Genomic DNA, 18,796 nt, shown 5'->3' with positions numbered 1-18,796 from the left:
CCCCGGGCCCCTGCGGTACCCGCTGTCCATCAACCCACGCCCCGCGCCGTTACGCCTCCCAGACCGCCACGGCCGTACGGTCGTCGGCGTAACCCTTCACCCGCACCCCGACGTCCGCGAGGAACGCGGCGAGTCCCGGCGGCTCTCCGGAGGCCCAGCGGGCGGCCAGTTCGTCGCCGAGGCCCGGTTCACCGCGCAGCGGCTCCGCGAGGCCGACGCTGGTCAGCAGGAGCGTGTCGGCCGGTCGTGCCACCGAGGCGCGGAAGCGGAACGGCTCCGGCGGGGGCGGCACGGGTGCCTCCACGACCGGGCCTGGCGGCTTGGTGATCTCCAGGTCCATCGTGAGGCGGTCACCGTCCGGGGACTGTTCGGCGAGGGCGTCGGCGGGCGCGGAGCCGAAGCCGAGGACCGGTGCGCCCGTGATGTCGGCGGGCTCGGGGAGCAGCGGCTCCAGGTCCTGCCAGGCGCCGTCCCTGAGCCGGAAGAGCCCGCCGCCGCCGACGCCGAAGAAGACGCGGGTGCGGCAGTCGGGGTCGGCGGAGAGCAGCAGACAGCGCAGGCTCGCGGTGTACTCGTCCGGCTCGCGGCCCAACTCGCCCGCGCGGGCGCGCAGTTTGCCGTAGGTGCGGTCGGTGAGCCGGTGCAGACCCGACTTCAGGTCGCCCCGGCGGCCGGCCCTTATGTCATCGGCGAGCCGGCTGTGGCTGCGGCCGACGGCGCCGCCGATCCACCGGCACGCGTCCGCGGCGGCCAGGTGCGCGCCCTCGGTGGCGCGGGCGCCGGTGGCGACGGCGACCAGGACGAGGGCGCTCGGGCCGACGCCGAAGCGGGCGGTGAGCAGGGCGTCTCTGCGGGGCTCGCCCCGATAGCGCGCCGAGTCCCCGCGCATGGAGGCGGCGCGCAGTGTGTACGTGCCGTACCGGGCGCCGTCGAGCACGGTGTCGGGAAGAAGTTGGCCGAGCTCGTCGGCCCGGCTCGCGGGCAGCGCGGTGGGCTCGGCGTCGTAGGTGGGCGGGCTGTCGCCGACATGGCCGGGGCGGGCGGCGGGAGCGGGCGCGGGCGCCTGTGGCGCCGACGGCGGGGGGTCGTGGGCGGCGCGCGGGTCGCGGGGCGGGGGCGTTTCGGCGGCGGGGGCGGGAGGCTTCGGCGCGGACGCGGGCTTGGCCGGCGGTTCGGGTTCAGGGGTCGGCGGGGGCGGCGGATCGACGGCGCCCGGCAGCGGGCGGGCGTCGCTGGGGCTGAACGCCGGTGGCGGCGGCTCCCACGGCGCCCGCTGCCGGGGCGCACGAGGCGGTGGCGGCGCGACGGGCGCGGGTGCGGGAGGCGGGGGCGCGAGCGGGACGTCCGCCACCGTGGGCTGCGGCGGGGGCGGGGGCTCCGGCGCCTGGATCACCGGGTAGGCGCCGCGCGCCTCCCACCAGGCCAGGGGCCGTGAGACGGGACCGCCGCTCAGGGCCCCCACGTCCTCGTCCTCGTCACCCGGATCTTCTTCGTCGGCGACGTCGATCGCGTCGACGGCCTGTCCGTACCGCTCGCCGAGCGTGTCCGCCGCCGAGTCGAAACGGTCGTCGATCGTGTCGTCCCGCGTCTCGGCGGGACCGGTGTCGGGTGCGGACTCGTCGTACAGCCGGCCCCACCAGTCGTCGGCGGCGGCGGGCCGGTCCCCCTGCTGGCTCATGCTCCTATTGTCGACCGCACAGGGCGTCAGAAAACGGGACACCGGGAAAAATAAGAGGCCGGGCGCGATCACACCGGAGCCCCGTCGGCCCAAGTCCGCCGGGCGACCCCACCCCCCACGGGAAGGACGCCCGGCGGACGTTCGGCAGGCCGGCGCGCACCAGGTGCGCCGACCAGGATTCGGGGCCGGAAACCGACCGTACGACGATCCGTACGCCGATTCGAATCGTAGCGACTCGTCGGGGTTCGACGGGAACGTCCGGGTAATCAGCTTATCCGGCATACGAAGGCCGGCCCACCCACCCCGTACCGGGGCATATCCCTGGGGTCTGTGGATCCGGCAATGTCGCCACATTGGCAGAGTGGCGCGTGATGCGGGGATGATGTGCGCGGCGGGTTTACGCCGTGGCCGGTATCCGCCATCGGTGGCCGGGTTTGAGCGCCGGGTTTGAACGTACGTCCGGGGAGGGGTTCCAGGGGTGCTGGGAGCAATAGGTCTCGACGAGAGACAGGAGTCGGCGTATCGCGCCCTGGTGGCGCTGGGCGCCGCCGAGGCCGCCGATCTGGCACATCGGCTCGCGATTCCCGAGCAGGACACGGAGCGCGCGCTGCGCAGGCTGGAGCAGCAGGGGCTGGCCGCGCAGTCGTCGGCCCGGACGGGCCGCTGGGTCGCCGCGCCGCCCGCGGTGGCCCTGGGCGCGCTGCTCACCCAGCAGCGTCACGAGCTGGAGCGGGCCGAGCTGGCGGCCGTACTGCTCGCGGAGGAGTACCGGGCGGAGTCGGCGGGCCCCGCCGTGCACGATCTGGTCGAGGTGGTGACGGGGGCGAGCGCGGTGGCGCACCGTTTCCACCAGTTGCAGCTGGGCGCGACGGAGGAGATCCGCGCGCTGGTCACCGGCAGGCCGGTGGTGGTGTCGGGGGTGGACAACGAGTCCGAGGAGCGGGTGGTGACGCGCGGCGTCCGCTACCGCGTGGTGATCGAGCGGGAAGTGCTCTCGCTGCCCGACGGGATCACGGAGTTGTCGGCGGCTCTCGGCCGCGAGGAACAGGTACGGGTCGTCGACCGGGTGCCGACGAAGCTGATGATCGCCGACGGGACCCTGGCGATGGTGCCGCTGACGGCGGGCGACGCGGAGCCCGCGGCGCTGGTGGTGCACGCCAGCGGCCTGCTGGAGTCGCTGTCTGGGCTCTTCGAGGCGGTCTGGCGCGACGCGCTGCCCCTGCGTCTGGTGCCGGGCGGGGACGGGGCGGGCCGGGACGGGGCGACGGTGACGGAGGACCCGGCCGACGGCCCCGACGAGACCGACCTGGAAGTGCTCTCGCTGCTGCTCGCGGGGATGACGGACGCGAGTGTCGCCAAGCAGCTCGATCTGGGGCTGCGGACGGTACAGCGCCGGGTGAAGGGCCTGATGGAGCTGGCGGGTGTGACGACCCGGCTCCAGCTGGGCTGGCACGCGTACGAGAAGGGCTGGGTGGCACGCGACCCGCGCGGCTGACCGGGAGGTGGATCGCGAGGTGGATCGCGCCCGCGTGCCACTCCCCCGGGGATCCTGCACCCTGGGCAGATGGACGTGTGGCAGCTCGTGCTGGTGGCCCTGGTCATGCTGCTGGGCGTCATCGGTGTGCTGATTCCCGGCGTGCCGGGGCCCGCCATCGTCTGGGCCGCCGTTGTCTGGTGGGCGCTGAGCGACACCTCGGCGACCGCCTGGGCGGTACTGATCGCGTCCACGGCGCTGCTGCTGCTCAGCCAGGCGCTCAGACCCCTCCTGCCGTCCAGACGCACGCGCCGGACGGGGACGCGACGGCGCACGCTGCTGGCCGGCGGGCTCGCGGGGATCGTGGGGTTCTTCGTGCTGCCGGTGGTGGGCGCTGTCGTGGGCTTCGTCGGCGGGATCTACGCGGTGGAGCGCGTACGGCTGGGCAGCCACCGGGACGGCTGGGCGTCGACACGCACGGTGATGCGGACCTCGGGCTACTCGCTGCTGGTCGAGCTGTTCTGCTGTCTGCTGGTGATGGGCACGTGGATCGGCGCGGCGGTCTGGGGCTGACCTCTGGCCGCCGACCGCCGCGCCGGTCCGCCGACGTACCGTCAGCAGATGGGCACGCCCGGGAGCTGGGCCGCCGGGTGGTCGATGTAGATGTTGGAGATGAAGCCGCCCTGGTCACGCAGCTTGCTCCACCAGTTGTTGGTGTACCCCTCGGCGTTCACGGTGTCGCCCTGCTTCTGGCAGAGGACATGGACGCTGGTCGGGCCGGGCAGCCGGGTGATGATCGCGGCGTTCAGCCGGGCGTCGGCGCGGACGCTGACTCCGGTGCCCCAGGTCATGAAGGGCGTACCGCCGCCTCCGCCGCAGCCGTTGTCGCTGGTGAGGTAGTGCTGGTTGTAGCTGCCGGGGTAGGGAAGACCGCCGCCGTTGATGACGATGTTCTGGCCGACGCCGTTGAGCAGCTGCTCGTAGTGCAGATGGGGGCCGGTGGAGTTGCCGCTGGAGCCGGTGGTGCCGATCTGCTGGCCCTGGTTGACGAACTGTCCGCCGGCCACCGAGAAGGAACCGAGGTGGAAGTAGTACGTCGTCCAGCCGCCGCCGTGGTCGATGGAGATGTAGTTGCCCGCGCCGCTCGGCTGGCTGTGCCGGGTCGCGGTGCCGGCGGCCGACGCGAGGGCGGGGGTGCCGTTGGTGGTGCCGCCGTCGGCGCGTACGAAGTCCAGCGCACGGCGGACCTCCGCCGAATGGTGGCTGTAGGTCCACCGCTGGCCGCACGGGTAGGGGGCCTTGAAGTTGGGCGCCGCGGCCACGGCTGCCGTGTCGGAGGCGCCGGCCTCGGCCGCTTCCGCCGCTCCGGCGGGTACCGTCAGCATCCCGACGAGTACGAGGAGCGCACCGGCGAATGTGGTCGATAGGCGTCTGAGACGGGTCACGAATGCTCCCGGGTGTGGGGGTTGCAGACGGTCGGGCGGGGAGCCGCGGACCGCTGCGAGACGCGGCAAAAGTAGCGACGGGCGCTCGTCCTCGACAACGACTGGACGGCGCCTTTCGTCGGAGATGAAATGTCTTGCTCCTGACAAGTCGGCACTCCACCATGGCGGGGCTGACAGTTCCTCACCCCGCCTTGGCCCCCACTAGTGCGCAGGTCTCAGGGCCGCGCACGACAGAGCGGAGAGAAGACCGATGACCTTGATCTCAGGCTGGAGGCGCGGCCGGGCCGCGCTCCTCGGCACCGTGGTCGCCGCGTCGCTGGCCCTCACCGGCCAGCCCGCGAGCGCCGCGCCCTACCCCGGCGGCGGCTCGGACGCCGCTGCCGGCACCGGCGTCATGAACACGGCGTTCTCAAAGGCCGCCGCCGAGTACGACGTACCCCGTGATCTGCTCGTCGCCCTCGGATACGGCGAGACGCACCTCGACGGTCACGGCGGAAGACCCAGTCAGGCGAACGGCTACGGCGTGATGCACCTGGTCAGCCGGCCGAAGCACCAGACGCTTGAGCGGGCCGCGAAGCTCACCGGCGAGTCCGTGGCCGAGCTGAAGAAGGACACGGCCGCCAACATCCGCGGCGCCGCCGCCGTTCTGCGCGCCTTCGCCGACGAGCAGGGCCTGGACGCCACCGACCGCGACTCGCTCGCCGAGTGGTACCCGGTCACCGCGGAGTACGGCGCCGCGGCGAACGACCGGACGGCGCGGCTGTACGCGGACACCGCGTACGACCTGCTGAACAAGGGCCTGCGCGCGCAGGCCGCCGGCAACGAGCAGATCCTCGTCACGGCCCACAAGGTGACGCCCCACCGCGGCAAGTACGCGGGCATCGCCTCCGACTTCGGTGTACTGAGCGACGACTACCCGGCGGCCCTCTGGGTCCCGGCGAGCACGTCGAACTACCAGACCGGCCGTACGTCGGCGATCAACAAGGTGGTCATCCACGTCACCCAGGGCTCGTACGCCGGCTCCATCAGCTGGTTCCAGAACCCGGCCTCCAAGGTCAGCGCGCACTATGTGATCCGCTCGTCGGACGGCCAGGTCACCCAGATGGTCCGCGACGCCAACACCGCCTGGCACGCGCGCTCGGGCAATCCCAGCTCCATCGGGATCGAGCACGAGGGCTTCGTCGCCGACCCGTCCTGGTTCACCGACTCGATGTACCGTTCGTCGGCCGCGCTGACCCGCCATCTCACCGCCAAGTACGGCATCCCGCGTACCCGTACGGGCATCGTCGGGCACAGCGAGGTACCGGGCAACGACCACAGCGACCCCGGGGCCAACTGGAACTGGACCTACTACATGTCGCTCGTCAACGGCGGCACCGGTGACCCGGGCCCCGGTCCCGGCACCTCGTTCCCGACATGGGGCACCGGCGTGAGCATCCGTCAGGAGGCGACGACCACCTCGGCGCAGGTCGCGAGCCTGGCGGGCCCGACATCGGTCAAGGTCCAGTGCCAGAAGCGCGGACAGCTGGTCAACTACCAGGGATACAGCAACGACGCCTGGTCCTACCTGCCGGACCACGGCGGCTACATCTCGAACATCTTCATCGACGTCTCGGACTCGTGGCTGCCGGGCGTGCCCACCTGCTGAGCGTCCCAGCCGTAGCCGATGCACCACCGCCCTCAGGGAGCGGGGCCGTCCAGCAAGGCCTTGCCCAGCTGGGTGCGGTGGTGCATCATCCGGTTGCCGTGCCGGTGCGAGGTGAGCAGACCGGCCTCGCGGAGTACGGAGGCGTGGCGGCTCGCCGTCGAGGGAGCCATCCGCAGCGCCCCCGCCAGACCGGTCGTCGTCATCGGCCGGTCGAGCAGTTCGAGCAGCCGGGCCCGCGAGGCGCCGATCAGCTGGGCCACCGGCCGCGTCGCCTCACCCTGCCGGGAACGCACCAGCCACCCGGGGGCCGGGGAGAGCGGGTGGACCAGCACCGGGGGAAGCTCGTGGTCGACCAGGGCCAGGGGCGTACCGACACAGAAGAAGCCCGGCACCAGGGTCAACGTCTGCCCGGACAGCCGGAGTTCACGGCTGAGCGGATACGGCGTGCGCACGATCCCGTCCTCGCAGCGCCAGCCGGGCATCTCCTCGTAACTGGCCAGCAGCCCCTCCGCTCCCCCGCCCAGCGCCGCCTCGGCGCGGCGCGAACGGTCGGCCGCGGCCTGGGCGCGGATGGCCGGCAGATACGGCACCACGGCGACGGAGTAGTAACGCCGCAGAGTCGAGCCGAGCCAGCGCAGCGCCTCCACATCACCCTCGGAGAGCCGCCGTACGGTGGCCGGGACCGGTCCGGGTCTGCGCGCGTAGAGTCGCGTGAGATCAGCGGCCAGGCGGCGGCGGGGAGTTGACAGCAGACGGTCCACACCGATGTCGAGGTCCAGCTCGCCCCGGCCGGGGGTGAGGAAGTCGGGGAAGTACTCGGCGGCGGGGCAGAGCAGCATCAACTCCCGTACGGCCGAGGCGAGTCCGGCGCGTTCCAGGGCCGTGCGGACCTCGCGCCGCCAGGGCGCGAAGGCCGGCGGGACGTGCTGGTTCTGGAGCAGATGCAGGCTGAGCGCGGCCTCCCACAGAGCGTCCGCTCCGTCCGCCACGCGCAGCCGGTTGAGCTCCCGTCCACGGAGATCGACTCGCAGCACCTTGGACTCCCCCGGAAAGCCTGTGCGGTCAGGCCCGGATTCTAGCCGGGCACGGTGGCCGGCGTGTGAGGCTGGAGTCATGAGCGAATTCAGCGAGGCCGAGCGCCTTTATCTCTCCTCCCAGCGACTGGGGCGGCTGGCCACCGTCGATCCGAAGGGCCAGCCGCAGGCCAACCCGGTGGGCTTCTTCCCGCAGGCGGACGGCACGATCCTGATCGGCGGTTACGCGCTGGGCACCACGAAGAAGTGGCGGAATCTCCAGGCCAACCCCCTGGTGGGGCTGGTCGTCGACGACATCGTGAGCGTCAAACCCTGGAAGGTACGCGGTGTGGACATCCGGGGTGAGGCCGAACTGCTCACCGGGCCACACGAGTTGGGACCGCACTTCAGCGAGGAGCTGATCCGGATCCACCCCCGGAAGATTCACAGCTGGGGGCTGGACGAAACGGTCTGACCGGCTCGGATTCAGGTGCCAGGCGGCGTACGAACGCCAGGGGCGCCATGCCGCCCCGCGAGGCTCGCCGTCCGGCGCCAGGTCCGGCGCCACGTCGGGATCGCCCAGTGTGCGTCGCGCCGCACGACGGCACTCGCGGGATTCGGACACGGCGCTCGGGACGCCGGGGCGATGCCGGACTCCCCGCTCGGAGAGCCCGACCCCGCCCCGGTCACCTAGGGTCCGTCCGGGCGATCTTCGCCCGGTCACCTGCTACGGCTAGGGCGTGTTTGAGAAGTCCCGTCTGGCCCACGACGCCTGGCACGCACGCTCGCCGCGTTGTCGGAGTCATCCAAGTACGTCCAGTACGAGGATGATCCTCCGCCTTGCGATCGCACGCACCAGACGCCGTAGGCCCCGCCCTTGCGGGCGGACGACGCTACTTCTAAAACACGCCCTAGCGGGCGCGCCCGCGCTTGGCCTCACTGGCCGCGCGGCCCTCCGCGACCTTGAGCCGCCAGTCGCGCCGGATCTCGGCCCGCAGCCGGGCGTCCGTCTTGGCGACGATGCGCTGGTTCTCCCGCAGCAGCTTGCGGTAGCTCTCCAGCCGCCGCTCCGGCAGCGAACCGTCGGCCAGCGCGGCGAGCACCGCGCACCCCGGCTCGCTGACGTGGGCGCAGTCGTGGAACCTGCACCCCTCGGCGAGCTCCTCGATCTCGGTGAACACCTGCCCCACGCCCTGCCCGGCGTCCCACAGCCCGACACCCCGAAGCCCCGGGGTGTCGATGAGGACGCCGCCGCCGGGCAGCACGAGGAGATTGCGGGTGGTCGTGGTGTGCCGGCCCTTCCCGTCCGCGTCACGGGTGGCCTGCACCTCCATGACGTCCTCGCCGAGCAGGGCGTTGGCGAGCGTCGACTTCCCGGCGCCCGAGGCGCCGAGCAGCACGCTCGTACTCCCCGATACGACGGCGGACAGCACGTCGACGCCCTCCCCCGTGGCCGCGCTGAGTGCGAGGACCTGCACACCGGGGGCCGTGGTCTCGACGTCGTCGACGAGATACGACAGCCCCGTCGGGTCCGGCACGAGGTCGGCCTTGGTGAGCACCACGACCGGTTGCGCACCGCTCTCCCAGGCCAGGGCCAGGAAGCGTTCGATCCGCCCCAGGTCCAGCTCGACGGCGAGCGATACCGCGATGATCGCGTGATCGACGTTGGCCGCGAGGATCTGGCCCTCGGAGCGCTGGGACGAGGTGGAGCGTACGAAGGCGGTACGACGCGGCAGCAGCGTCCGCACGTACCGCGGATCGCCGCCGCGGTCCACCGCGGCCCAGTCCCCGGTGCACACGACCTTCATCGGGTCGCGCGGCACGACGAACTCGGTGTCGGCCCGCACGGTGCCGTCAGGAGTGACGACATCGCACTGGCCCCGGTCGACCCGCACGACGCGGCCGGGCAGCAGGCCCTGCGCGGCGTACGGGGTGAACTCCGCCTCCCAGCCCTCGTCCCAGCCGTACGGGACGAGCGGATGAGCGGTGGAGGATGCCTCGGAAGAGGCAGCAGAGAAAGACAAGGGGGAACCCTTCACAAGGGCGGCCCCGGCACCCGCGCCGATCAGGCGCGAGAAGAGAGGAAGGTCAGCCGGAGACCACGGAGGTGACATGGACGACTCGCTGATCGCGGGCAAGGCCCAGCACAGAAACAGCCATCGGTACACACCTCCCGGTTCACACGCGCGGCCGACGGGACCGGATCGGCCCTCGGAATATCTGGGAACCTAGCGCGTCTTCCACCGGGCCCGCCACCCATTTACCGCCGGCTCGTTCAACCCGGGCTCCGCGCTCGCCCAGGCCCGCGGGTGAGCCGTGGTGTGATGGTTCCGTGGGCCGCACCGTGGAAGAGAGCAATCGCCGCATGCTGCGGGTGCGCGACGCGATGGACCGTGACTACGCGCAGCCGCTGGACGTCCCTGCCCTGGCCAGGATCGCCCATGTGTCGCAGGCGCATTTCACGCGGACCTTCCGCGCCACGTTCGGCGAGACCCCGCACCGTTATCTCCAGCGCCGTCGGGTCGAGCGCGCGATGTTCCTGCTGCGGGAGACGGACCGCGCCGTGACGGACATCTGCTACGAGGTCGGCTTCAGCAGTCCCGCGACCTTCAGCCGCACCTTCCGCGACATCGTCGGACGGCCGCCGAGGACGTACCGCAAGGAGGTGGCGGCGGCCGTCGCGTACGTACCGTCGTGCTTCACGAAGGCGTGGACGAGGCCGAGCACCGACGCCCGTGTCGACTGAGCAGTTCTGGACAAGTTTTCGCCCCCGTCGGGCCGTAACGTGACGCCCATGTTCAACGCACTCACGATCTCGCAGATTTACGTCCTCGATCAGGACGAGGCACTCGACTTCTACGTCGGCAAGCTCGGGCTGGAGGTCCACACCGACGCCGACCTGGGCTTCATGCGCTGGCTGACCGTCAATGTCCCCGGCGTGCCCGACAGACAGATCCTCCTGGAGAAGCCTGGCCCTCCGGCGATGTCCGAGGAGACCGCGCAGCAGGTCCGTGAACTGGTGACGAAGGGCGCGACGGGCGGCTCGCTCTTCTTCACCACGGACGACTGCCGCGGGACGTACGAGACGCTGAAGGGCCGTGGCGTCGAGTTCACCGACGAGCCCACCGACCGGCCGTACGGCATCGACTGCGGGCTCCGCGACCCGTTCGGCAACAGCATCCGCTTCTCCCAGCCGAAGTCGTAGGCGCCGGGGCCGAGGCGGGGCGCGGGCCGGAACCGGGGTCGCCGAGCGGCTCGGGGCGGCGGCAGGATGGCCGTATGACTGGCAGCGACGCATCCACCGCACAACCGGCCGCCGGGACTCCGGCGGCCCCTGCCCCCTTCACCGCCGACGACTACCGCGCCCGGATGGAGCGCGCGGTGCGGGACGCCACCGCCGCCGGGCTGGCCGGCGTCCTCGTGGCGCCGGGGCCCGACATGGTCTGGCTCACCGGTTACCGGCCGCCCGCCGACACCGAGCGGCTCACCCTGCTCGTCCTCACCCCGGACGCCGGCCCCGTCCTCGTGGTGCCGAAGCTGGAGGCGCCCGACGCCGCGAAGGCGGTCGGCGCGCCCGCGCTGACCCTGCGGGACTGGACCGACGGCGTCGACCCGTACGCCGTGACCGCGCCCGCGCTGACCGCGACCGGGCGCTACGGCATCAGCGACAACACCTGGGCCCTGCACCTCATCGGCCTCCAGGAGGCCCTGCCGGGCTCCTCCTACACGCCGTTGACGAACGCGCTGCCGATGCTGCGCGCGGTCAAGGACGCGCGGGAGGTGGCACGGCTCGCGGCGGCGGGGGCGGCGGCCGACTCCGCGTACGAGGAGATCAAGAAGGTTCCCTTCGCGGGCCGCAGGGAGACCGAGGTCGCCGCGGACCTCGCCGGTCTGCTGCGCGAATTCGGCCATTCCCAGGTCGACTTCACCGTCGTCGGCTCCGGCCCCAACGGCGCCGACCCGCACCACGAGGCCGGTGAACGGGTCATCAAGGGCGGCGACATGGTCGTGCTGGACTTCGGCGGGCTCCGCGAGGGCTACGGCTCCGACACCTCCCGTACCGTCCACGTCGGCGAGCCGACGGAGGAGGAGCGGCGCGTCCACGACGTGGTGCGCGCGGCGCAGCGGGCGGCTTGCGAAGCGGTGCGGCCGGGCATCGCCTGCCAGGAGGTGGACCGGGTGGCACGCGCGGTGATCAACGACGCGGGATACGGCGAGTACTTCATCCACCGCACCGGCCATGGCATCGGCGTCACCACCCACGAGCCGCCCTACATGGTCGAGGGCGAGGAACTGCCGCTCGTACCCGGCATGTGCTTCTCGGTCGAGCCCGGCATCTATCTGCCGGGCCGCTTCGGCGTCCGGATCGAGGACATCGTCACGGTCACGGAGACCGGGGGCCGCCGGCTCAACACGACGGAGCGGGAGCTGGCCGTGGTCGGCTAGGTGGACGCGCAGGGGTACTTGGGACCGGCGTCGTGCGGCCCCAAGTGCCCCCGCCGGTTCAGCAGTTCGGTACGCCGGGGAGCCAGGACTCCACCACGTCGATGAAGATGTTGGAGATGTACCCGCCGAAGGCGGGCAGATAGGCCCAGCCGTCATTGGTGATGCCGTCCACGGTGATCCGCTGACCGTGGACCTGGCACTTGACGCTGACCGTCGTCGGACCGGGCAGCCGCGCCGCCTCGGGCGACGCGGTGGTCGCCTGCTGGCGGACGCGGACGTCCGTGCCCCAGGTGGGGAACGACTTGCCCGTCTGGTCGCCGGTCCAGAGATAGGTGACCGTCACCCAGCCGTTGTCGTTCAGGCCGACGTTGTAGAAGGTGCCGTCGGCGAGGTCGATGCCGGCCGGGTTGAGAACGACGCGTCCTGAACCGTCCCGGCCGCCGTTGTAGCCGCTCTCGTAGGCGGCCTGGGCCTCGGGCAGGCCCTGGGGCAGGTCCTTGAACATCTCCCGGGTCGGGGACGGGTTCCAGTAGTCGTCCTTGGTGTTCCAGGGGCCCACGTCCCACACCGGCGCGGTCTCGCAGCGGGCGGGCCCGCAGACCTGTACGGAGTACTGGCCGCTGCCGTTGGGCGACAGGCCGCGTCGCGAGGGCAGCGCGACGAAGTGGTCGTTCGGCTGGATGACATGGCCGTTGGCGGTCGTCCGGCCGACGAGACCCTCGCGGGTGGCGAAGACCCGGGCGCTGAGCGCGGTCGCGCCGGCGGCGCCCCGGGGCGCCGCACCCTTCTCGGCGGACAGCCGCAGGCTCTTGACGCGCGCCCCGCCCTCCTTGTCCCAGAGGGTGATCCGGGCCTGGACGGTGGTGACGGCGCGGGGCAGCACCGCGGGGCCCCGGTCGGCCGGTATCCACTCGGTCCAGGCGCCCCGCGCGGAGCGGCCGCGCACGTCGACGACCACCTCGGCGCGTGAGTCCGCGGGCGTGTCGGTGACCAGTTCGGCGCTGACCCGGTTGACGGGATCGCCGAGTTCTTCGGGGGCGAGCACCTGGGTGCCGTAGCCTTGGCCGGCCTCGGCCGACGCGGGGCGGAAGGCGGTGCTTCGGACGCTCAACGCACCTTCGGTGTAGCGGACGTTGACGTCGTCGGAGGTGATGCGGGACAGATCCGCCGACCAGGAGGCCGGCGAGGACGCTACGCGCGTGGACTTCTGGCCGTCGGCCGCTCCGGCCGGTGGTGTGGCGACTGCGACGCCTACGCAGGCGAGCAGGGAAAGGGCCGCGGTGATCCGACGCCGGTACATGGGTCTCGCTCGGTCCTTCATGCCGGTCTCCTCGTGTGGGGGATGGAACCCGGCACACGCTAGTGAGGATGTCATGTAACCGACAAGACCCGGAGAGCGCGGGAACCTCAGACGAGAGGGGCAAGGGCATGACCGCGACCGTGACCGGGCGCGTGGTGGGTCAGCGCCGCGTGCGGGTCGGCTTCACCGGCGGTGGCGGCGGGGTCGGAATGGACCAGGGCGGCGGTCAGTTTCGGTACGGCGTGCAGCAGCGCGTGCTCGGCCGCGACCGAGACGTCATGCGCCTGATGTACGGTCAGATCGCCGTCCACCACGACCGCGACCTCGGCGCGCAGCCGATGCCCGATCCAGCGCAGCCGGAGCTCGCCCACCGCCCGTACACCGGGGACGTCCAGCAGGGCCGACTCGGCGGCGTCCACGAGCGCGGGGTCGACGGCGTCCATGACGCGGCGGAACACCTCGCGGGCCGCGTCGCGCAGGACAAGCGCGATGGCGGCGGTGATGAGCAGGCCCACGATCGGGTCGGCGAGCCACCAGCCGATCGCGGCGCCACCCGCGCCCAGCAGGACGGCGAGTGAGGTGAAGCCGTCGGTACGGGCGTGCAGCCCGTCGGCGACAAGAGCGGCCGAGCCGATCTCGCGGCCGACGCGGATGCGGTAGCGGGCGACCCACTCGTTGCCGGCGAAGCCGACCACGGCGGCGACGGCGACGGCCGGCAGATGACTGACCCGCTGCGGGTCGAGCAGCCGGTCGACGGCGGTCCACCCGGCGAAGACGGCCGAGGCGGCGATGGTCAGCACGATGACGATGCCGGCGACGTCCTCGGCGCGCCCGTATCCGTAGGTGAATCCGCGGGTGGCCGCGCGCCGGCCGAGTACGAACGCGACGCCGAGCGGCAGCGCGGTGAGGGCGTCGGCGGCGTTGTGGACGGTGTCACCGAGCAGCGCCACCGAGCCGGACAGGATGACGACCACCACCTGCGCGAGCGCCGTCACACCGAGTACCGCCAGCGAGACCCACAGCGCGCGCATGCCCTTCGCCGACGATTCGAGGGCGGTGTCGATCTTGTCGGCCGATTCGTGGGAGTGGGGGGTGAGGAGATGTCCGGCCTTGTGGCGCAGCCGAGCGAGGGGCCCATGGACGTGCGCGCCTCCGTGAGCGTGCGCGCCTCCGTGCGGGTGAGCGTGTCCGTGCGGGTCGTTCATGGCGGTGACCTTCCGACGCGCGGGCGATGGAACCGGCCGGGGAGGAGCGGCGGGGTGGACAGCGCCGTACTCCGTTCGCCATTATGTGCATATGAACGCACGCATGCAACTATCACCTGCGCATGATGCGCACCCGCCCATCCCGGGCGAGGAGCAGTTCACACTCGCCGCCGAGGTCTTCGCCGTACTCGCCGACCGCACACGGCTGGTCCTGCTGCACGCGCTGGCGGGCGGCGAGGCGGACGTCACGACCCTGACCGAGAGATGCGGCGCGGCCCGCCCAGCCGTCAGCCAGCACCTCGCCAAGCTCCGGCTCGCCGGTCTGGTGGTCACCCGTAAGGAGGGCCGCCGGGTCGTCTACAGCCTCCGCGACGGCCATCTGCGGCGGGTGATCGACGAGGCGCTGAGCCTGGCCGACCACAAGCTCGACGGCCGCCCCTCGCACGACTGAGGTGACGGAGAGACCCCGTACGGCCCCCGAGAAGACACGGAAGAGGCACCTGGGAGGGGAGGCGGATCCCGGCGTGTCGCCATACGCTCGTCCCCATGAGCATCGACCGGCGGGTGCTGCTTCGTGGCATGGGCTGGGCCGCCGCGGCAGGCGCGGGCCTCACCCTGGCCGCCGACGCCGCCGGAAGAGCCGGTGAGGACGGGTCGGCCCCGCCCTCGCGTCCGCGGGCACGCCCGGAACGGCCGCTCCGCTGGTCCAGCGCCGCGCCCGCCGTCGAGCCCCGGACGTTCTGGCAGGAGAAGCCCCCGCCCCGGCGGAAGCCGGAGCGTACCGCCGACGAGGTCAGGGCCGTGTTCATCCACCACACCATCGGCCCCAACGACTACACACGCCCCGAGGTCCCCGGTCTCATCCGTACCTTCGCCGTCGACCACGTGGACAACCGCCAGTGGGACGACATCGGCTACAACTTCCTGGTCGACCGGGGCGGCGTCATCTACGAGGGCCGCGCGGGCGGCATCGAGAACCCCGTCGTCGGCGCGCACACCCTGGGGTTCAACGTCGGCACCGTCGGCATCGCGGCGCTGGGCGACTTCAGCGACGGCGCGACGGTGCCCGAGGCGATGGTCGACTCACTCGCCCGGCTGATCGCGTGGAAACTCGGGCTGTACGGGGTGGATCCGCGCGGTACGACGACGCTGGTGTCGACCAACGACGGCAGCCGGTACAAGAAGGGCACCCGGCAGATCTTCCGTACGGTCTCGGGCCACCGTGACGGCTACTCGACGCGCTGTCCGGGCGGCGCGCTGTACGGGGCGCTCCCCCGGATACGCGAACGCGCGGCCCGCCTCCAGGGCCGCCCGGACAGCCCTTAGGGCCTGTCTTGACGGGGTCGGCCAGGGCGGGTCCTTCGGGTCGGGCCGGGTCAGAGCGCGCGGTGCATGATGTGCAGGCCGACATAGCCCAGTACCGGATGGCGGAAGCCCTCCGGGAGCGTGCCGAGCACCGTGAAGCCGAGTGATTCGTACAGCTTCACCGCGTGCGTGTTGGTCTCCACGACGGCGTTGAACTGCATCGCGCGGAAACCCTCCGTACGCGCCCACTCCAGGCTGTACTCGCACAGCGCGCGGCCCACGCCCCGTCCGGTGTGTTCCGCGTCGACCATGTAGCTGGCGCTCGCGATGTGCGAGCCGTTGCCCAGGTGGTTGGTGTTCATCTTGGCGGTGCCGAGGACCGTGCCCGCGTCGTCCACGGCGACGACGGTACGGTTCGGCGGAGCCAGCAGCCACCACTCGCTCGCGTCCTGCTCACCGAGGTCGGTCGGATACGTGAACGTGTCGCCCGCGGCCACGATCCGGTGGAAGAACGGCCAGATGGCGGCCCAGTCCTCGCGGGTGGCTTCCCTGATCAGCATCCGGCCAGCATGCCGGGGCGTCGGCCGGGGCCGCCAGCGCTTTACCTCTCTCCCCCACGCCGCCCGTATGCCGCCCGGGGCGGCGGGTACACGCGAGTGCATGGTTGAGAAGACGACTGTCCTTGTTCTGGACTGTGCCGAACCGATGGAACTGGCCGAGTTCTACGCCGGTCTGCTCGACGCGGAGATCCGCCCGTGGGGCGACCCCGACTATCTGGAGGTCGTCGGCGACAACGGCGCCCATCTGGCGATCCACCGCGATCACGGTTACGCACCGCCGAGTTGGCCCCGGCCTGAGGACTCCCAGCAGGCGCATCTGCGCATTCTCGTGAGCCGGGGTGATATGGACGAGGCCGAGCGCGAGGCGGTCGGCCTCGGTGCCAGGCCCGTCGCGGCCAGGAACAACAGCGGGCCGCGGGACGCGCGGACCTACTCCGACCCGGCGGGTCACGCCTTCACGCTCGCCGTGTCGCCCGAGCCCGCGCGGCAGCCCGATCCCGTGGGCGGCGGCGCCGAGAGTGGCTCCGGCCCCGGTGACGTATAACGGGACCGTCCTGTCGGTCGCCGCGCGACATCCGCGGCGCGCGTTGAAGGTGGTTGTCGGATGAGGCTCACGGTCCTCGGCGGCGGGGGCTTCCGGCTCCCCCTGGTGTACGGCGCGCTCCTCGGCGACCATGCCGAGGGCCGGGTCACCGATGTCGTCCTGCACGACGTGGACACCGCCCGGCTGACCGCGATCGCCCGCGTGCTCGCCGACCAGGCGGCCGGCGTGCCCGACGCGCCGCGGGTCACCGTCACCACCGATCTGGACGAGGCGATCCGGGGCACCGACTTCGTCTTCTCGGCGATCCGGGTCGGCGGTCTCGAAGGCCGCGCGGCCGACGAACGCGTGGCGCTCGCCGAGGGGGTGCTCGGTCAGGAGACCGTCGGGGCCGGAGGTATCGCCTACGGCCTGCGGACGGTGCCCGTCGCCGTCGAGATCGCGCGCCGGGTCGCCAGGCTCGCGCCCGACGCCTGGGTCATCAACTTCACCAACCCGGCGGGGCTGGTCACCGAGGCGATGGCGCGCCATCTCGGCGACCGGGTGATCGGGATCTGCGACTCCCCCGTGGGGCTCGGCCGCCGCGTCGCGCGCGTGCTGGGCGGCGACCCCGGTACGGCTTTCATCGACTACGTGGGCCTCAACCATCTCGGCTGGCTGCGCGGCCTGCGTATCGACGGCCGCGACCAACTCCCGCGTCTGCTCGCCGATCCCGGACTGCTGGGCTCGATCGAGGAGGGCAAGCTGTTCGGCACGGACTGGCTCCGGTCCCTCGGCTCGATCCCCAACGAGTATCTGCACTACTACTACTTCAACCGCGAGACCGTACGCGCCTACCGCGGGGCCGAGCGCACGCGTGGCGCCTTCCTGCGGGACCAACAGGCCCGTTTCTACGAGGAGATGGACCGGTCCGATACGCCCGCGCTGGAGGCCTGGGACCGTACCCGCGCCGAACGCGAGGCCACCTACATGGCGCACAACCGCGAGTCGGCCGGCGCCGGCGAACGCGCCCCGGAGGACCTGGAGTCGGGCGGGTACGAGAAGGTCGCCCTCGCTCTGATGCGGGCCATCGCCCACGACAGCCGCTCGACGCTGATCCTCAACGTCCGCAACGGCACGACGCTTTCGGTGCTGGACCCCGAGGCCGTCATCGAGGTCCCGTGCCTCGTGGACGCGAACGGCGCCCATCCGGTGTCCGTGGCGCCGCTGCCGTATCACGCCACCGGCCTGGTCTGTGCCGTGAAGGCGGTCGAGCGTGAGGTGCTGGCGGCGGCGGAGAGCGGTTCGCGTACGGCGGCGGTGAAGGCGTTCGCGCTGCATCCGCTCGTCGACTCGGTGACGGTGGCTCGGCGGCTGGTGGACGGCTACGTGGACGTGCACCCGGGCCTGGCGTATCTCCGTTGATCGGGGCGCCGGGGGCTACCCGGCGATCAGCACCGCACCCGACACCGCCGCGAAGACCAGGACCATGATCCGCAGCTTCGCCGCGTCCACCCGGTGGTGTACGAGACGGCTGAGCCGGACGCCGAGCGCGAGGGCCGGCAGGAGCAGCAGCGCGGGCGACGCCTGGCCGGGGCTGCCCTGGCCGGTGGCGAACAGCAGCCCCAGGGAGGCGACTTCGCCGACGAGAAAGCAGACCGCGACCGTCGAGCGCAGCTCGGCCGGTGGCCGGTGCTGGTAGACCAGCGCCAGCGGCGGGCCGCCGACGCCGGTCGCCGTCTCGGTGAGGGCCGTGACGGCGCCGGCGCCGACGTACGCCGTCCGGCCGGGGGTGAACGCGGGTGCCAGCAGGCTGACCAGCGCGGCCAGCACCGTCGCGGCGCCGACGGCCACGCCGAGGTGGCGTTCGGGGACCGCCCACAGCAGCGCCAGTCCGCCGGGGGTGGCCGCGAGACGGGCCGCCGAGATCCAGCGGGCGCCGCGTACGTCGAGACTGGCGCGCTCCCGCCAGGCCACGTACAGATTCAGCGGGATCATCGAGGCCAGCAGGAACACGGGCAGCAGCCCGGGATCGACCATGCCGACGACGGGTGCGACGATGAGGGCGAAGCCGAGGCCGCTCGTTCCCTGGACGAACGCGGCGAGCGCGACCACGGCGGCGAGGAGCGCGATCGTCCCGCCGCCCAGCCCCTGGCTCAGCCCGTCGATCACACCGTTCCCCGGCCGAGTCCCTGACCCGCC

The 18,796-nt window shown here is 72.2% G+C and carries 19 protein-coding genes; 11 read left to right on the top strand and 8 right to left on the bottom strand.

Going from position 1 to position 18,796, the window contains the following annotated elements:
* Positions 1-49: 49 nt before the first annotated feature.
* Positions 50-1,678 (bottom strand): protein phosphatase 2C domain-containing protein, encoded by a 1,629-nt coding sequence (locus tag ACFWV8_RS13685; RefSeq protein ID WP_384200675.1) that lies wholly within the window; start codon positions 1,676-1,678, stop codon positions 50-52.
* 478 nt (positions 1,679-2,156) lie between these two features.
* Between ACFWV8_RS13685 and ACFWV8_RS13680 the strand changes: the two genes are divergently transcribed.
* Positions 2,157-3,173 carry a helix-turn-helix domain-containing protein gene (locus tag ACFWV8_RS13680; RefSeq protein ID WP_384200673.1) on the top strand — a complete coding sequence of 339 codons (1,017 nt, stop codon included), beginning with the start codon at positions 2,157-2,159 and terminating at the stop codon, positions 3,171-3,173.
* Between the two features lie 69 nt (positions 3,174-3,242).
* Positions 3,243-3,725, top strand: coding sequence for a DUF456 domain-containing protein (locus tag ACFWV8_RS13675; RefSeq protein ID WP_329379640.1), 483 nt, complete (start codon positions 3,243-3,245; stop codon positions 3,723-3,725).
* A gap of 41 nt (positions 3,726-3,766) precedes the next feature.
* On the opposite strand, the gene ACFWV8_RS13670 is transcribed toward ACFWV8_RS13675, so the two are convergent.
* The gene (locus ACFWV8_RS13670; protein WP_384200671.1) at positions 3,767-4,597 is read right to left on the bottom strand and encodes a M23 family metallopeptidase; all 831 of its coding nucleotides are present in this window, start codon (positions 4,595-4,597) and stop codon (positions 3,767-3,769) included.
* A 250-nt stretch (positions 4,598-4,847) separates the two neighbouring features.
* On the opposite strand from ACFWV8_RS13670, the gene ACFWV8_RS13665 reads away from it, so the two are divergent.
* Positions 4,848-6,245 (top strand): N-acetylmuramoyl-L-alanine amidase, encoded by a 1,398-nt coding sequence (locus ACFWV8_RS13665; RefSeq protein ID WP_384200669.1) that lies wholly within the window; start codon positions 4,848-4,850, stop codon positions 6,243-6,245.
* Between the two features lie 32 nt (positions 6,246-6,277).
* Here ACFWV8_RS13665 and ACFWV8_RS13660 read toward each other — a convergent pair whose 3' ends face one another.
* Entirely contained in the window at positions 6,278-7,279 is a 1,002-nt protein-coding gene (locus ACFWV8_RS13660; protein ID WP_384200667.1) for an ArsR/SmtB family transcription factor, read from the bottom strand.
* A gap of 79 nt (positions 7,280-7,358) precedes the next feature.
* Between ACFWV8_RS13660 and ACFWV8_RS13655 the strand changes: the two genes are divergently transcribed.
* Positions 7,359-7,733 (top strand): PPOX class F420-dependent oxidoreductase, encoded by a 375-nt coding sequence (locus ACFWV8_RS13655; protein ID WP_329379648.1) that lies wholly within the window; start codon positions 7,359-7,361, stop codon positions 7,731-7,733.
* Between the two features lie 436 nt (positions 7,734-8,169).
* On the opposite strand, the gene rsgA is transcribed toward ACFWV8_RS13655, so the two are convergent.
* A complete protein-coding gene (gene rsgA, locus ACFWV8_RS13650) occupies positions 8,170-9,282 on the bottom strand; it encodes a ribosome small subunit-dependent GTPase A (protein WP_384200665.1) in 1,113 nt (370 codons plus the stop codon).
* A 308-nt stretch (positions 9,283-9,590) separates the two neighbouring features.
* On the opposite strand from rsgA, the gene ACFWV8_RS13645 reads away from it, so the two are divergent.
* The 3 genes from ACFWV8_RS13645 (at position 9,591) to ACFWV8_RS13635 (ending at position 11,704) form a co-directional block, all read left to right on the top strand.
* On the top strand, positions 9,591-10,004 hold the full coding sequence (locus ACFWV8_RS13645; protein ID WP_384200663.1) for a helix-turn-helix domain-containing protein: 414 nt from the start codon (positions 9,591-9,593) through the stop codon (positions 10,002-10,004).
* Between the two features lie 48 nt (positions 10,005-10,052).
* A complete protein-coding gene (locus ACFWV8_RS13640) occupies positions 10,053-10,463 on the top strand; it encodes a VOC family protein (protein WP_329379662.1) in 411 nt (136 codons plus the stop codon).
* Between the two features lie 74 nt (positions 10,464-10,537).
* Positions 10,538-11,704, top strand: coding sequence for an aminopeptidase P family protein (locus ACFWV8_RS13635; protein WP_384200661.1), 1,167 nt, complete (start codon positions 10,538-10,540; stop codon positions 11,702-11,704).
* Between the two features lie 58 nt (positions 11,705-11,762).
* Here ACFWV8_RS13635 and ACFWV8_RS13630 read toward each other — a convergent pair whose 3' ends face one another.
* Both ACFWV8_RS13630 and ACFWV8_RS13625 read right to left on the bottom strand, forming a co-directional pair.
* Complete coding sequence (locus ACFWV8_RS13630; protein ID WP_384200659.1) at positions 11,763-13,025, bottom strand: hypothetical protein; 1,263 nt, start codon at positions 13,023-13,025, stop codon at positions 11,763-11,765.
* Between the two features lie 86 nt (positions 13,026-13,111).
* Positions 13,112-14,209 (bottom strand): cation diffusion facilitator family transporter, encoded by a 1,098-nt coding sequence (locus ACFWV8_RS13625; protein WP_384200657.1) that lies wholly within the window; start codon positions 14,207-14,209, stop codon positions 13,112-13,114.
* Between the two features lie 103 nt (positions 14,210-14,312).
* On the opposite strand from ACFWV8_RS13625, the gene ACFWV8_RS13620 reads away from it, so the two are divergent.
* Both ACFWV8_RS13620 and ACFWV8_RS13615 read left to right on the top strand, forming a co-directional pair.
* Positions 14,313-14,660, top strand: a complete 348-nt coding sequence (locus ACFWV8_RS13620; RefSeq protein WP_329379673.1) for a metalloregulator ArsR/SmtB family transcription factor — start codon at positions 14,313-14,315, stop codon at positions 14,658-14,660.
* Between the two features lie 95 nt (positions 14,661-14,755).
* Positions 14,756-15,535, top strand: a complete 780-nt coding sequence (locus ACFWV8_RS13615) for a peptidoglycan recognition protein (RefSeq protein WP_384200654.1) — start codon at positions 14,756-14,758, stop codon at positions 15,533-15,535.
* A 50-nt stretch (positions 15,536-15,585) separates the two neighbouring features.
* On the opposite strand, the gene ACFWV8_RS13610 is transcribed toward ACFWV8_RS13615, so the two are convergent.
* Positions 15,586-16,074: a GNAT family N-acetyltransferase gene (locus ACFWV8_RS13610; protein ID WP_384200652.1), complete on the bottom strand. Its 489-nt coding sequence runs from the start codon at positions 16,072-16,074 to the stop codon at positions 15,586-15,588.
* Between the two features lie 100 nt (positions 16,075-16,174).
* Here ACFWV8_RS13610 and ACFWV8_RS13605 point away from each other — a divergent pair, with 100 nt between their 5' ends.
* The gene (locus tag ACFWV8_RS13605; RefSeq protein ID WP_384200650.1) at positions 16,175-16,618 is read left to right on the top strand and encodes a VOC family protein; all 444 of its coding nucleotides are present in this window, start codon (positions 16,175-16,177) and stop codon (positions 16,616-16,618) included.
* Between the two features lie 60 nt (positions 16,619-16,678).
* Complete coding sequence (locus ACFWV8_RS13600; RefSeq protein WP_384200648.1) at positions 16,679-18,019, top strand: 6-phospho-beta-glucosidase; 1,341 nt, start codon at positions 16,679-16,681, stop codon at positions 18,017-18,019.
* Positions 18,020-18,034: 15 nt separating this feature from the next.
* Here ACFWV8_RS13600 and ACFWV8_RS13595 read toward each other — a convergent pair whose 3' ends face one another.
* Positions 18,035-18,742 (bottom strand): sulfite exporter TauE/SafE family protein, encoded by a 708-nt coding sequence (locus ACFWV8_RS13595; protein WP_384200753.1) that lies wholly within the window; start codon positions 18,740-18,742, stop codon positions 18,035-18,037.
* Between the last annotated feature and the right edge of the window lie 54 nt (positions 18,743-18,796).

Source organism: Streptomyces sp. NPDC058665 (genome assembly GCF_042714995.1).
GTDB lineage: Bacteria > Actinomycetota > Actinomycetes > Streptomycetales > Streptomycetaceae > Streptomyces.
Note: the sequence above shows the minus strand (reverse complement) of the source record. Positions and strands in the feature narration are given on the sequence as shown.

Excerpts from the sequence above, each read along its gene's own strand:
- ACFWV8_RS13685 (WP_384200675.1), bottom strand. The coding sequence starts at position 1,678 with ATGAGCCAGCAGGGGGACCGGCCCGCCGCCGCCGACGACTGGTGGGGC.
- ACFWV8_RS13675 (WP_329379640.1), top strand. The coding sequence starts at position 3,243 with ATGGACGTGTGGCAGCTCGTGCTGGTGGCCCTGGTCATGCTGCTGGGC.
- ACFWV8_RS13665 (WP_384200669.1), top strand. The coding sequence starts at position 4,848 with ATGACCTTGATCTCAGGCTGGAGGCGCGGCCGGGCCGCGCTCCTCGGC.
- ACFWV8_RS13655 (WP_329379648.1), top strand. The coding sequence starts at position 7,359 with ATGAGCGAATTCAGCGAGGCCGAGCGCCTTTATCTCTCCTCCCAGCGA.
- ACFWV8_RS13640 (WP_329379662.1), top strand. The coding sequence starts at position 10,053 with ATGTTCAACGCACTCACGATCTCGCAGATTTACGTCCTCGATCAGGAC.
- ACFWV8_RS13635 (WP_384200661.1), top strand. The coding sequence starts at position 10,538 with ATGACTGGCAGCGACGCATCCACCGCACAACCGGCCGCCGGGACTCCG.
- ACFWV8_RS13630 (WP_384200659.1), bottom strand. The coding sequence starts at position 13,025 with ATGAAGGACCGAGCGAGACCCATGTACCGGCGTCGGATCACCGCGGCC.
- ACFWV8_RS13625 (WP_384200657.1), bottom strand. The coding sequence starts at position 14,209 with ATGAACGACCCGCACGGACACGCTCACCCGCACGGAGGCGCGCACGCT.
- ACFWV8_RS13620 (WP_329379673.1), top strand. The coding sequence starts at position 14,313 with ATGCAACTATCACCTGCGCATGATGCGCACCCGCCCATCCCGGGCGAG.
- ACFWV8_RS13615 (WP_384200654.1), top strand. The coding sequence starts at position 14,756 with ATGAGCATCGACCGGCGGGTGCTGCTTCGTGGCATGGGCTGGGCCGCC.
- ACFWV8_RS13610 (WP_384200652.1), bottom strand. The coding sequence starts at position 16,074 with ATGCTGATCAGGGAAGCCACCCGCGAGGACTGGGCCGCCATCTGGCCG.
- ACFWV8_RS13605 (WP_384200650.1), top strand. The coding sequence starts at position 16,175 with ATGGTTGAGAAGACGACTGTCCTTGTTCTGGACTGTGCCGAACCGATG.
- ACFWV8_RS13600 (WP_384200648.1), top strand. The coding sequence starts at position 16,679 with ATGAGGCTCACGGTCCTCGGCGGCGGGGGCTTCCGGCTCCCCCTGGTG.